The following is a 13,374-nucleotide window of genomic DNA, read 5'->3' on the forward strand; positions in this document are numbered from 1 at the left end:
TGACGGCGCCTGCAGCGGAAGACTCTCTTTTAATCAGCGCACATAAAAAAAGAGCAATTCCCTTATCTTCAGGGATTGCTCTCATACTGTGTCTGTATTATACAAAGGGTATAATGAAAATAGGATTTTCTGAAAATCTCGCAATGAGGTCTTCGCCTTCGTGCACCCACTTTTCATCGTATACAATCGGTGCATCTTTATCATGCGGTGTTTGAAACTGATCCAGTCCGGCAGCCGCTAACACCGGGCTATCATCATCGTCCAAACCAATATTCACTACGTGTTTGATAATGAATGGTGTGCCGAATGAGATCATCGCACTGTCCTCGTCCATTACGCCGTCCACTACATCAAAAGGCAGTCGTAAATAGACGGACTCGCCGCCATCCTGCTTTAATACTGTGTCGAAGTTCCCCCGGTCAAAATCCCAGTTCCCTCCGATGATTACTCCATGTTCCGCAAGAACTTTACATGCATCGCCGAACAACGCTTTTTTACCCGGCATAGTGGTTTTTAATTCAATCATGGCTTGCCCCTCTTTTCTTTGTCGGTTTTTCTCGCTGCTGATCTAGTTGAATGTATATCTAGGAATACCCCAGTTACATAGCCGGCAAACCAACAGGAACTTCCGGAAAAAGAAGAGCTGCCGCTGTTTTATTTCTTTAATTCCTTACATCTGTCCAGACATTCTTCATAGGCTTCCTGCACCGTTTCCGCCTGAATAACGTGCTCGCCTGCAACAGCAAAACGCGCAACGGAATATTCATACTGCGGGTCGTAGTAGTTTGTCAGCAGCTGCTCGACAGCTTCAGCAAATCGTCCATTTTCCAAGTCACTTTCAATGTCTGCAGCAACCGGCTGATGGATTCGCTTTTTAATCAGTTTGAACGCTTCCAAAAACTGTTCAGGGCGCTCCTTCGGCTCATACTCTGACATAATTTCATCTACACGGACTTTGGTCGGCAGCTGGATGATCCACTGTGGACTTTTCTCTTTTTTCTCAAACAATAAGGGCGGCATATGCACTTGTCCTATGCGCTTGCTTTCCCCTTCAATGAACACAAACGGCTCATCTGCATAACGGTCGAGCTTCTCTGCCAGCAGTATTTCAAACTTCTTTTGATTATTAGGCTTCACACCGATCTGTCCGAAAATGGAACCACGATGCCCCGCCATGCCTTCTAAATCAATCACAGGGTAGCCGTCTTCCGTCAGCTTATGCAGAATTTTTGTCTTACCGCTTCCTGTATAGCCGTTCAGCACAATAAGCTCAGGTGTGAAGGGCTGCTCAAGACGCTGGATGACCCACTTTCTGTACGTGTGAATTCCGCCGCTTATACGATTTGCGCGGATTCCCATCAGCTCAAGCACTGTCACTGCCGTCTTGCTTCGCATACCGCCGCGCCAGCAATAGACCGTAATCGGTGTGCCGATCTTTCTGAATTCCGCAATGAACGCAGGCAGTTTCGCGGAGAAAATCTCCAGTCCTCTGTCCATCGCGGCCTGCTTGCCGACCTGTTTATATAACGTACCGATTTCCGCCCGCTCTTCATTCGAAAAAACCGGAATGTTGAGGCTGCCGGGAATCGTTGCTTCTTCAAACTCTTTAGGAGAGCGGACATCGACCAGCGTATGTGATTGTGTTTTTTGTAGTTCCAATGCATCTGTCAATGTTAATTCTCGAACCATTTCGTTCACCATCTCCCTGATTTACTGCACAATAATTCTTCCGTCTTGCTCGTCTGTTACTTCCCCAATCAAATGGGCGTCGACACCTTGTTCGCGCAATTGAGCGAGAAGGCGGTCAGCCTCTTCTCCTGCAACCGACACAAGAAGACCGCCCGACGTCACGGCATCACATAAAATCCATTGGCCGATCTGATCCATTGATTCTGGATAATCAACGTCACCTGCCAAATGAGCGTGATTATTTTTCGTTCCGCCCGGCACTGAACCCACTTCCGCCAGTTCTCTTGTACGCGGCAGGACAGGTACCTTCTCACTGTCGATGCGCAGGCAGACGCCGCTTCCTTTTGCCATTTCAGATGCATGTCCAAGCAAGCCAAAGCCTGTTACGTCTGTTGATGCATGGACGCTGTAATCATCCATAATTTCAGACGCCGTCTTATTAAGCGTGGTCATGACCTTCGTAACAAGCGTAATCTCTTCTTCCGTCAGCAATTCATTTTTCAATGAAGTGGTCATGATGCCGACGCCTATCGGTTTTGTCAAGATCAAGCGGTCTCCCGGCTTAGCTCCTGCATTCGTACGGATTTTATCAGGATGAACCGTGCCTGTGACCTGCATGCCGAATTTCGGCTCTTGATCATCAATGGAGTGGCCTCCGACGAGTACTGCGCCCGCTTCTTTCAGCTTATCGCCGGCTCCGCGCAGAATTTCAGTCAGGATGCTGCGATCCAGTGTGTGAATCGGGAAAGCTACAATATTCAATCCGGTAATTGGCTTGCCGCCCATCGCATAAACGTCGCTGATTGCATTCGCAGCCGCCACTTGCCCGAAGTCATACGGGTCGTTGACGATTGGTGTGAAAAAGTCTAGCGTCTGTACGATCGCCATCGTATCACTCAGTTTGTATACCCCCGCGTCATCGCTCGTATCAAGACCGACAAGCAGGTTAGGGTCAGAAAGGCCAGGAGGCAGTGTATGTAAAACTTCAGCAAGGTCGGCCGGTCCGATTTTACAGCCGCAGCCTCCTTTTGAAGACAATGATGTCAATTTAACAGAAGAATTTCGCATAATGGAAATCAACCTTTCATTTGTAGTGCCTTAATTTTATCATAAATTTTGCTCTCACTCGCGAATCGGCACTTGGAATTCTTGCTCTGCACAAAAAGGCATCCTCTTAGAGCAGCCATAACAACTGCCGCTAAGATGACGCCTTCAATACTTTCGCAAGAAGCTCGGCTTGGTCTGGAACCACTCCTTACTGACAAAGTGATGACACCGTTCAATGATCCGTTCTACCACCTGTGTTTGATTGGCCAAAATACGCACGGTAAACCCGCCAATCGGCAAACGCGATATTCCGATTCTGCATTCGACTTCTGCTTCCGCAACTTCTTGATACAGCCGGTTGACCAAGTCTTGCGTGATGTCTCCACGCACTGCCAAAATGGAGCCTAAATGTGTGTAACCTTCCATCGAACCAAGTGCGTCCATTTTCTGATGAGCCGGCTGCAGCTTGATGTGATCGTACACTGCTAATTCATCATCCACGTAGATTTCGGTTATTAAACGAAGCTGTTCATAGCTGAAATCCCGATTCTCAGGCGACCACCCGGGCGTCAGAATATCTGAATAAAACAAGGTGGAGGTCCGATCCATCCTCACAACGGTTTTTTGCATAAAGCGTGCTTGTTGATAAGCAATTAACGGATCAGGAAGATACTCCAGATAGCTTCCCTCTTTCAAGTGGAATTCTGCTTCTTGATAGACGTGATGCCGGGGAGTCCTGTACACCTTAGTCGCTGATTGTGTTGTCAGAGTGAGACGCGCCTGTTTCTCTGCGGTAATCTCCATGCGGTAACGATCTCCATCTATATAACCGCCGCCCGGGTTCAACAGGTAATAGCAAACCTGTCCTGATGCTTGATGATAAATGGGGCGCATCACTTTCAATGCGCCTTCAAAATAGACTCGATTTGGCACCGTCTTGCCGTTCCGGTCCGCTACAGCCAGCCGTAATAGACCTGTCCACCCGGCCAATTAGTGAAGACCCCTTAACAGCACATGCTCCTCAATCCATCGTATGACCTCATCAAGTCCTGTATTGTCTTTTAAATTTGTAAATACAAAGGGCTTATCTCCACGGAACACTTTGGTATCTGCCTCCATCACTTCCAAGCTGGCACCCACATACGGAGCCAGATCCGTTTTATTGATAATGAATAAATCGGATTTGATCATCCCCTGCCCGCCTTTACGTGGAATTTTTTCACCCTGTGCCACGTCAATAATATAAATAGAAAAATCCACTAGTTCAGGACTGAAGGTAGCAGCCAAGTTGTCACCGCCGCTTTCCACAAAAATAAGTTCGACGTCCGGATGTTTGCCTATTAATTCATCGATGGCTGAAAAGTTCATGGAAGCATCCTCACGAATAGCCGTATGCGGACATCCGCCCGTTTCCACTCCAATGATACGGTCTTCAGGCAATATGCCATGCTGAATTAAAAACTTTGCATCCTCTTTTGTATAAATATCGTTGGTCACGACAGCCATGCTCACTTGCCCCTGTAAAGCACGCGTTATTTTTTCAACTAGCAGTGTTTTACCGGCGCCAACAGGACCGCCTACTCCAATTTTTATCGGTTTCATATGAAATCTCCTTTACTGTCACGACATGAAAATACGAATATTCACATGCTCGTGCTTCATCTGTGCAATTTCCAGACCGGGCGAAACAATACCGAAATCTTCTATGTCCATGCATTGAATAAGTTCCGCCGCTTTTTGTAATTCACCATGAAAATGCTGAATTGTTTTCTGTCCATCTGTTTGTCCTAAGGGAATTGCCCGTACTGCATTTTGAATTAAGCTGCTGCAAGTCGAGTATAAATAATACAGCGTAACAGCGAATGAAGACGTATTCAGATGATGTCCAACCATGGAAAACACGAGCGCAGGATGACCAAATGATTGTTTCTTCTGCATCCTGTCTGCATAAAGAGTCAAAACCGGTATGTCATATAAGGATTGAATCAGCTTCGCCATTCGCTGCCCCATCCTTTGAGCGCCTTCCCGTGTTTCTGAAGGCAGGTTCTGTACATACAGTTTGTGGTCCAGCGCCCACAGTGCTTCCACGTCATTCTGCTCCAGCGCATTGAACGCAATCCTGCTGGCCAGTCCGTCTGTATAAATAAGCTGCTCGTGTAAAAATGCTGTCAGCCATTGTGTGAAAGACTGCCGGTCATGGATCAATCCTTCCTGAATATACGTTTCCAGTCCATAGGAATGACTGAATGCACCAGTCGGAAAACTGGAATCACAAAGCTGCATTAAAGGTAAATAGTGGTCAGTCATGACTATGGCCTATGTGACGGAACGCCTGTCGTACTTTACGTTCCTCCCGTACAAAAGGAATCTCCATTTGCTGCAGCAGCTCTTCGACGAGGTAATCATACTGAACCAGCATGTCATCTCCTTCAAATTGAGCCGGCAGATGACGATTTCCCAAGTTATGTGCAATCGTTCCCATTTCTTTCAAACCGCGCGGCTGGATGACTAGCAAATCATCTGAAATGACATCGATCATGATCAAGTTCCGCTCATCCATGAACAGGACATCACCCGCCTGAAGATCGCGCGGCTGCTTTAACCGAATGCCTATTTCTTTTCCATGATCTGTTTTCACACGCTGCACCCGCTTGACCAGATGGGCACTTTCCAAGTAGACCTTTTCTATATGCCGCTTTTGAATCTCTTGGTCATCCATTTGCTGTATATTCGCTACAATTTCCTCTACAATCATTCTTTCTCACCTCAAAATAGAAAATATCGCTGAGCCATCGGTAACTCATCTTCTGGCTCGCATGTAATATGTTCGCCGTTCACATACACTTCATATGTTTGCGGATCTACAGTAATTTCGGGCGTTTCACTGTTCAATTTCATATCTTTTTTCGTCAATAAACGTATGCCGCCAACCGGCAGAACAATTCGCTGCAGTCCCAATTTCTCGTGGACTTTATCATCGTAGGCTGCCTGCGAAATAAATGTGATTGCGGTCGTTTGCAGTGTCTTCCCGACTTGTCCATACATTGGGCGATAAATGACGGGCTGCGGTGTAGGAATCGAAGCATTCGCATCTCCCATCAGACTTTCTACAATAAAACCGGTTTTCAGGATCATTTCCGGTTTTACACCAAAAAATGCAGGAGACCATAGGACAAGATCTGCATACTTTCCTACTTCCACTGAACCAATAAACTTGGAAATTCCGTGAGTAATTGCCGGATTAATCGTGTATTTTGCGATGTATCGTTTTACCCGCGTATTATCCGACCGTTCTTCGTCGCCTTCCATCGTGCCTCTTTGGTGTTTCATTTTATTGGCCGTTTGCCATGTACGCAACACTACCTCGCCCACACGCCCCATTGCCTGCGCATCTGAACTCGTCATACTGAACACACCCATGTCTTGAAGGATGTCTTCTGCAGCTATCGTTTCACGACGAATCCGTGAGTCTGCAAAAGCCAAGTCTTCCGGAATAGATGGATTCAAATGGTGACATACCATCAGCATGTCCAAATGTTCATCCACTGTATTGACGGTAAAGGGTAAAGTAGGATTAGTTGAGGACGGCAAAATGTTTGGGTAGCTTGCTGATTTGATCAGGTCCGGTGCATGCCCGCCGCCTGCTCCCTCGGTATGATACATATGAATGACGCGGTCCTTTATCGCTGCCATCGTATCTTCCATAAAGCCGCCTTCATTTAACGTGTCTGCATGAAGTGCCACTTGAACATCGTATTGATCCGCTACAGACAGTGCGTTGTCGATTGCTGAGGGAGTGGCACCCCAATCTTCATGAACTTTCAACCCAATGACGCCCGCCTTCACTTGCTCAATTAACGGTTTTTTATCGGCAGCCTGTCCTTTGCCTGTAAAACCTACATTAATCGGCAATCCTTCAGCAGCTTCGAGCATTTTGTGAATATGCCACTCACCGGGCGTAACGGTTGTCGCCTTTGAGCCGGCTGTTGGTCCCGTGCCGCCGCCAATCAGCGTAGTCGTACCGGCAGCCAATGCTGTCCGGACCTGTTCAGGATTAATGAAATGGACGTGTGTGTCGATTCCGCCGGCCGTGACAATTAATCCTTCCCCCGCAATCACTTCTGTGCCCGCACCGATGACGATGTTGACACCATCCATGATGTTCGGATTTCCTGCTTTTCCAATCCCTGAAATCTTGCCGTCACGGATTGCGATATCGGCTTTAATAATTCCTGTATAATCCACAATCACTGCATTGGTGATGACTGTATCCGGCGCCCCGTCTTCACGGGTAATAAGCGGATCCTGGCCCATGCCGTCGCGAATTACCTTCCCGCCGCCAAATACTACTTCATCTCCATAAGTTGTATGATCTTTCTCCACTCGTATGAATAAATCTGTATCCGCCAAACGAATGGAATCCCCTGCAGTCGGTCCATACATTTGCGCATATTGCTCTCTCGACATTTCAAAACCCATTTATTTGCACCTTCCTTCTATAGAACCGTCGACTTTATTATTAAAACCATATACGCGCTGTTTGCCGGTGAAGCAGATCAATTCGATTTCTTTTTCATCACCCGGTTCAAATCGCACCGCCGCGCCTGCCGGAATATTTAACCGTTTTCCGAAGGCTTTCTCCCGTTCAAACTGTATGGCTCCGTTAACTTCATAAAAATGATAATGTGAACCTACTTGAATCGGCCGGTCTCCAGTATTCTTTGCTGTCAGCGTAGTAATGGGCCTGTCTTTATTTATAATAATTACATCGTCTCTCAAAAATAGTTCTCCTGGCTGCATTGTACGTTCCTCCCATGGTGTATTAATTAATTGGTTGATGAACCGTGACAAGTTTCGTTCCATCTGGAAAAGTTGCTTCCACTTGCACATCGTGAATCATCTCAGAAACTCCGTCCATCACATCATCACGCGACAAGATCGTAGCTCCGTATTCCATTAACTGGGCAACAGTCCTGCCGTCCCGTGCACCTTCCAGTACTTCATGGGTAATTAAGGCAACTGCTTCCGGATGATTCAATTTCAGTCCTCTTTCTTTTCGCCGTCTCGCCACGTCTGCCGCTACAACGATGAGAAGCTTATCAATTTCTCTTGGTAGTAAGTGCATTTTACAGTCCTCCCATTCAATAGGTAGCCTATATTTCCAAACAAAGTATTCACTTACCATGTTGTCCATTTATAATTATTCTTAATCAACAGTTCTCCGGGACTTTCAACATAATTTGATTTAAATTGCTCATATTATGATCAGTAAGCAGATGAACGTTTAGAAAAGAGGTGGATTCCATGGTGTCTATCAATCCCTTCATGACATGGCGTGCAATTGCCGCCGCAACTTGTAAAGGTGTTTCACAAGTGTTATTTATTGAAAATACAATGACAGGAATTTTAATTTTATTGGCGATCACAGTTTCCTCTCCCCTGCTCGGTATGGTCGCTTTGCTGTCCTCTCTAATCGGCACATTAATCGGCCTCGCGGGCAAGGCAGATACTCAACTGATACAGCAAGGTTTACTGGGATACAGTCCGGTTCTGACGGGAATCGCTCTCACCCTCTTTTTAACAGGGCCTTATCATTGGATCATCGGCCTGTTCGGAGCTGCTGTAACGGCACTTTTCACTGCCACTGTCATGCATTTTATGCGGCAGACTGAAATTCCTGTCTTAACATTCCCTTTCATTATTGTGAGTTGGATTACCTTATTAGCATCTTACCGATTGGACATCATTCAATTATCTTCTGAACTAGTGCCGCAGGATCTGTCTCGCTGGGATTTGCATATCGAGGGCAATGTTAGCGGTATGCAGGCAATGCTAAATGGGATAGGGCAGATTTTTTTTCTGCAAAATTCAATTTCAGGAGTATTGCTGTACGCCGGTTTATTCTGGGCAGGCTGGCGATTTGGAGTTTTTGCAATCGTGGGAAATGTTTTTGCGGTTTTAACAGCATTCGTTTTACTGGCGGAGCATTCATTGATTCAAGCGGGCTTGTATGGATATAACGCAATTTTGACGATTCTTGCGGTGTCAGTTGTATTTAAAGACTCCTCAAACCGGCTGGCCGTTGTAACAGGCATTTTAGGTGCATGTATTGCAGTCCCCTTAACTGCTGCCGTCACAACCTTGCTCATGCCATATGGTCTGCCAGCTTTCACTATGCCGTTTGTTTTAAGTACATGGCTATTGCTTGGGGTGAGAAAAGTGTTTCCGAGGTTTTAATTGAATGGCAAAAGACTCGCAGCCAGCGCAGGTGCGAGTCTTTTGAGAGATTATTTTACTTGCTGCCCAATTAACTTTTTTACTTCGATTTCTATTTCATTCATTTGCTCGTCTGCTTTTACGGCGTCAGGCTTTGGATGATACCAGATAATTTCACCGTCTTCCAAGATTCCCGTATACTCTTCTCCCTCCATCGTTACAACAAACTGATGGCGTTCGTGCACTTGATCTTCAAACAATGGCTCTATCATTTTAAAATTTTCAAACACGCGGTCACCCCCTTGCCCTGATTTCACTCTACGCTGGACAGTATGTGTAAATGGCAGGATTCGTAACCGCTTTTTTACTAAAATAAAATAATATGATTGCGCAATATAGGGTGAGTGGAGAGAGACCGTTTCCCTGCGTTCCAGGCGGACGCGTTCCGGAGGGCCCGCGGTAAGCCAAGCGAACAGCGAAGGGTTCGCTTTGCCGTATTTTTGCGCTCTTTGCAAAAATTAAGGCAATACAGGGTGCCTTCTGCCATCTTCTTTCGCTTCGCTCCCGCAAGTTGTCTTACCTGTCGGGCTGACCCTCCCGGAGTGGTTTTGCCGCAGGCTCACACGAAGTGAGTCATGCAGCCGTTGCCGCAGGACGCGGCGAACTTAGGCTGCCTGGAACGAAGGTACACTGGCTAGTTTTTCAAAACTTTTTGTGTGAGCAGGCAATATGAGTATATTATTTGAGATTATTACGAAAGGTGCGGTTCTTCATACATTACTTTTCATCCTGCAAAGGCTGAGCATCTTGTGATCAATGCGTTTGCAAAATCGAACAACGAAACAAAGCCAACTAAATCCACACTCTGCAAAAAAAAGCAACATGACATACATTCCCTTCACCAGCGAAGGCGCAACTGCGGGGTCGGCCGTGGCTGTGAGACTGCTGGCACGCCTTTCGCCAGTAGGCTCACAGCGTAAGGCAATCCCCCAGCGCCGAAGCGAGTTTAAACTGCAAACTCACACCTCATTCAAAATCCCTGCAAAGTCGAGCAACGAAACCAGTACATACCAGAAGCATTGCATAGTTCTCGCAATACCTGCCGGAAAAATTGCCAAGAACCAACTTTAATGCAAACCCAGGATGGTTATGAAAATATATGCTGAGTAAGCTCTGAAAACTGAAGTCTGCGTGTGCTGATGCGATCAAGTAAATAGGAATCATGGCTGATGGCCAAGATACCGATTCCGCGAACTTCCGCCAACTTCAATAATAACTTCCAAAGTTCTAGCTGCGTCACAGTATCCAGCATAGCCGTTGCCTCATCCGCCAAAACATAGGATGGATTTGTAAGCAATGCCCGCAACAAGCAGAAACGCTGCAGCTGTCCGGCCGACAATTCATGCGGATACCGGGAGAGCCATTGCGGATCGATATGTAACTGTTCCATCAGATCACTATCAGAATGCCCGGCCTCTTCAAGCAGTTTAGACAACTTCCATGTTGGATTGACCGTTTGCTCGGGGTGCTGCCAAATTAATTGGACGGGATGTGCTCTTCCCGTTGCGGTCTTGTCCATACTTTTCTCCATCACTTTAATGGCACCTTCCGAAGGTTCCATGTATCCTGCCAAGACCTTAGCCATTGTCGTTTTGCCGCAGCCGCTGTTTCCAGATAAGCCAACCACTTCCCCCTCAGAGATTTGCAGATTGAGATTACGAAATACCCATCTGCCCGAGTAACCATAACCGATGCTCTTTGCTTCCAGCATGTAAACACCCGACTTTCTTTTCATTAGGTGGAGAAAGCATTTTCCGGAAGGGCCTTCCATAAAGCTTTGGAATAGGGATGCCGCAGTCTTTCTCCTCGATTAGAAAAGTCCTCGACAGCTGCCACCTCCACAATCCTTCCCTCTTTACAGACGGCAATTCGATCAGCAATTTGCAAAGCCATCCGAATATCATGCGTAATGAGTACAATTCCCTTTCCTTCTGCAGACAACTGTTTCAGGAGGCCGACTACGGTGCGCAGCGACTCTTCGTCTAATCCGGGCGTCGGTTCGTCCGCAATCACCAAATCAGCTTCGCTTGCCAACGCCATGGCACCCAATACCTTTCTAGCCATTCCACCTGACAATTCAAATGGGTACAGCGAGTCAGTCCCTGGCGGCAATCCTACTTTTTCCAATAAATCCAAATCCGTCTGCAGTCTGCTTCCTTTTTTCAGTACAGTCTGTATCTGCTTACCAACCTTCATAAAGGGATCTAGTGCTTCTACAGATTGAGGAAGTAAAAAGATGCTCTTTCCACGAAGTCGCTGTTGATCTTCAAACTGAACTTTTTCCCCCTTGAAAAGCATACGCCCTCTCCAAAACCCTGACTTCGGCAATAGACCAATAAACGCCTGTGCCAGCAAGCTTTTTCCCGATCCGCTTTCTCCGATTATAGCTACGATTTCACCAGAGTCGATGGTAAAATCTATATCGTGAATTAATACTTGGCGCTTGCCAAGCGAGTTGTCAAAACCAATTGACAAAGACTGCACTTCAAAAAGAGATGAGCGCTGTTCAACCGCCATGATGATGGCCTCCCTTCACTTGTAACTTCTTTCCAAGCAGCCTTCCATACCAATCTACAGAAAGCACGGTCGCCAGTAAAATTAAACCCGGGAATAAAGCCATCCACCAAATACCTGCTGTCAAAAAGCCCATCGCCTCGGATAAAATGCTGCCGATTGCAGGCTGTTCCGGCGGCAGTCCGAATCCTAGGAAAGTGATTGCTGCTTCATGCAGAATTGCATGAGGAAACATTAACACAAACCCCACCACTATTTGCGGCAGCAGGAGGATCAATAAATGATTCCCTGCAATCCAGGATTTCGTTTTGCCAAGTTGCCTTGATACATGAATAAACGGCGACTCATTGATTTGAAGAATCTCGCTGCGTAATAGGCGGTAGAGCTTGGGCCAGTGTGTCAGCGTCAGGCCGATGATCAGCCCTTTCATACCCCCGCCCATTGCAAATGACAGTAACAGCAACATCACTAAATGAGGCAGGCTCAATAGTAAATCAGCCAGCCACACGATCACCATATCTATTTTCGTATGCCACCAAGACAGAATGCCGAATATAACTGCTAACAACGTACTGAGTAAGGCAGCAATTAATCCGATAGTCAAACTTCTCGTTAATCCAGACATTGTCCGGAAAAACAAATCTCTTCCCAGCCAGTCGGTCCCGAAAATATGTGTCAGACCGGGCGCCTGATTCCGCAACTGTAAGTTCACCATCACTTGCTCATTAGAATAAATTCCAAAAGCGAGAAGAGCAATCAGCGCAGTTAACGGCAGCCAGATTAACCGCTTATCGCTTCGCCTGCGCTTCAAATCGTGCGCAGCAGCTTCATTTCCGGCCTGCATTAAACTGCCCCCTTTCTCAATCGGGGATCAACCGCCACATATAAAATATCTGCCAGTAAGTTCCCGACAAATACAAACAGCGCACTGACGAGAACCATACCGAGCAGCAAAGGTATATCTCCTCCTAATCCCGCCTCTACCAGCGCCTGACCAATTCCGGGATAAGAAAATACTTGCTCAGCCACTATGGCACCGCCAAAAATTTCACCAAATGAAGCAAAATGCATGGAAACTGCAGGCAGGAGGACACTGCGAAACCCATGAAGGCGGAATAACTTCAGTCCGTTTATTCCTTTCGCCCTGGCAAATTGAATAAATGGCTGCTGATAGATTTCAATAACCTTTTCTCTCGTATGCAAAGCAACATTCGCTACGCCTAAAATACTCAATGTAGCAATGGGCAACATCACATGATGCAGACGGTCCATCCATGTCACTTCGGCAGAAAGCAAGCCCGCAGGTGTTCCAAGACCAACTGGAAACCAGCCGAGATGAACGGCGAAGAACAGTAAGAACAGCAAACCAATCCAAAATCCTGGTGAAGAAGCCAGCACGTAGCAATATAAGCGAACCGTCCTATCGATGAATGTATCGGGATTCAGACCGGAAAACACACCCAGCAGAAATCCCAGCACACCTGACAGTATCCATGCTCCGCCTGTCAGTAAAAGAGTGGCTCCAAACCGTTCCGCTATCAAATCTGCGACAGACGCCCGATAAATCGTTGAGGTCCCCAAGTCACCTTGGAGAACGGCTCTCAGCCAATGGCCAAATTGCGTCAGCGGATTTTGCCCCAATCCCCAATAAGAAGAGATTCTTTCCAACTGTTCAGGGCTGACTGTCATCATATCTGCCCCGACATAGGCTCTTACTGGATCAATCGGAGAACTTTTTACGAGCATGAATGATAACAGACTCACGCCTATGAGCAACAGGCCGAGCCGCAAACACTTTCGCAGTATGACCTTGCATAATTTCATAGTCCGCATAATCCATCAGTCTCC

General features: G+C 46.8%; 16 protein-coding genes. 1 reads left to right on the forward strand and 15 read right to left on the reverse strand.

What is annotated here, in order from left to right:
- Positions 1–97: 97 nt before the first annotated feature.
- The 10 genes from NCCP2331_RS00585 to NCCP2331_RS00630 all read right to left on the reverse strand — a co-directional run bounded on the left by NCCP2331_RS00585 (position 98) and on the right by NCCP2331_RS00630 (position 7,861).
- The gene (locus tag NCCP2331_RS00585; protein WP_251667821.1) at positions 98–526 is read right to left on the reverse strand and encodes a YugN family protein; all 429 of its coding nucleotides are present in this window, start codon (positions 524–526) and stop codon (positions 98–100) included.
- Positions 527–654: 128 nt separating this feature from the next.
- Positions 655–1,689, reverse strand: a complete 1,035-nt coding sequence (mnmH, locus tag NCCP2331_RS00590) for a tRNA 2-selenouridine(34) synthase MnmH (RefSeq protein ID WP_251667823.1) — start codon at positions 1,687–1,689, stop codon at positions 655–657.
- Between the two features lie 21 nt (positions 1,690–1,710).
- Positions 1,711–2,757: a selenide, water dikinase SelD gene (gene selD / locus NCCP2331_RS00595; RefSeq protein WP_376776785.1), complete on the reverse strand. Its 1,047-nt coding sequence runs from the start codon at positions 2,755–2,757 to the stop codon at positions 1,711–1,713.
- 144 nt (positions 2,758–2,901) lie between these two features.
- Positions 2,902–3,726, reverse strand: a complete 825-nt coding sequence (locus NCCP2331_RS00600) for an urease accessory protein UreD (protein WP_153721662.1) — start codon at positions 3,724–3,726, stop codon at positions 2,902–2,904.
- On the reverse strand, positions 3,727–4,338 hold the full coding sequence (ureG, locus tag NCCP2331_RS00605; protein ID WP_153721661.1) for an urease accessory protein UreG: 612 nt from the start codon (positions 4,336–4,338) through the stop codon (positions 3,727–3,729).
- A gap of 18 nt (positions 4,339–4,356) precedes the next feature.
- Positions 4,357–5,043, reverse strand: a complete 687-nt coding sequence (locus tag NCCP2331_RS00610; RefSeq protein ID WP_153721660.1) for an urease accessory protein UreF — start codon at positions 5,041–5,043, stop codon at positions 4,357–4,359.
- Complete coding sequence (ureE, locus tag NCCP2331_RS00615; protein WP_153721659.1) at positions 5,036–5,491, reverse strand: urease accessory protein UreE; 456 nt, start codon at positions 5,489–5,491, stop codon at positions 5,036–5,038. Before ureE ends, NCCP2331_RS00610 begins: the two co-directional genes overlap by 8 nt.
- Before the next feature lie 11 nt (positions 5,492–5,502).
- Positions 5,503–7,215, reverse strand: a complete 1,713-nt coding sequence (gene ureC, locus NCCP2331_RS00620) for an urease subunit alpha (protein WP_153721658.1) — start codon at positions 7,213–7,215, stop codon at positions 5,503–5,505.
- On the reverse strand, positions 7,216–7,536 hold the full coding sequence (locus tag NCCP2331_RS00625; RefSeq protein ID WP_153721657.1) for an urease subunit beta: 321 nt from the start codon (positions 7,534–7,536) through the stop codon (positions 7,216–7,218).
- Between the two features lie 22 nt (positions 7,537–7,558).
- Positions 7,559–7,861 carry an urease subunit gamma gene (locus tag NCCP2331_RS00630; RefSeq protein WP_153721656.1) on the reverse strand — a complete coding sequence of 101 codons (303 nt, stop codon included), beginning with the start codon at positions 7,859–7,861 and terminating at the stop codon, positions 7,559–7,561.
- A 179-nt stretch (positions 7,862–8,040) separates the two neighbouring features.
- Here NCCP2331_RS00630 and NCCP2331_RS00635 point away from each other — a divergent pair, with 179 nt between their 5' ends.
- Positions 8,041–8,973, forward strand: coding sequence for an urea transporter (locus NCCP2331_RS00635; RefSeq protein WP_153721655.1), 933 nt, complete (start codon positions 8,041–8,043; stop codon positions 8,971–8,973).
- Positions 8,974–9,023: 50 nt separating this feature from the next.
- Here NCCP2331_RS00635 and NCCP2331_RS00640 read toward each other — a convergent pair whose 3' ends face one another.
- From NCCP2331_RS00640 to NCCP2331_RS00660, 5 genes are all read right to left on the reverse strand, one after another.
- Positions 9,024–9,242: a hypothetical protein gene (locus NCCP2331_RS00640; RefSeq protein WP_153721654.1), complete on the reverse strand. Its 219-nt coding sequence runs from the start codon at positions 9,240–9,242 to the stop codon at positions 9,024–9,026.
- A gap of 857 nt (positions 9,243–10,099) precedes the next feature.
- On the reverse strand, positions 10,100–10,723 hold the full coding sequence (locus tag NCCP2331_RS00645) for an ABC transporter ATP-binding protein (protein ID WP_228551038.1): 624 nt from the start codon (positions 10,721–10,723) through the stop codon (positions 10,100–10,102).
- 23 nt (positions 10,724–10,746) lie between these two features.
- The gene (locus NCCP2331_RS00650; RefSeq protein ID WP_153721652.1) at positions 10,747–11,529 is read right to left on the reverse strand and encodes an ATP-binding cassette domain-containing protein; all 783 of its coding nucleotides are present in this window, start codon (positions 11,527–11,529) and stop codon (positions 10,747–10,749) included.
- Positions 11,519–12,370 carry an ABC transporter permease gene (locus tag NCCP2331_RS00655; protein ID WP_153721651.1) on the reverse strand — a complete coding sequence of 284 codons (852 nt, stop codon included), beginning with the start codon at positions 12,368–12,370 and terminating at the stop codon, positions 11,519–11,521. Before NCCP2331_RS00655 ends, NCCP2331_RS00650 begins: the two co-directional genes overlap by 11 nt.
- On the reverse strand, positions 12,370–13,359 hold the full coding sequence (locus tag NCCP2331_RS00660) for an ABC transporter permease (RefSeq protein WP_153721650.1): 990 nt from the start codon (positions 13,357–13,359) through the stop codon (positions 12,370–12,372). The genes NCCP2331_RS00655 and NCCP2331_RS00660 overlap by 1 nt, the downstream gene beginning before the upstream one ends.
- Between the last annotated feature and the right edge of the window lie 15 nt (positions 13,360–13,374).

It is taken from the genome of Sporosarcina sp. NCCP-2331 (genome assembly GCF_023707945.1).
Classification (GTDB): domain Bacteria; phylum Bacillota; class Bacilli; order Bacillales_A; family Planococcaceae; genus Sporosarcina; species Sporosarcina cascadiensis.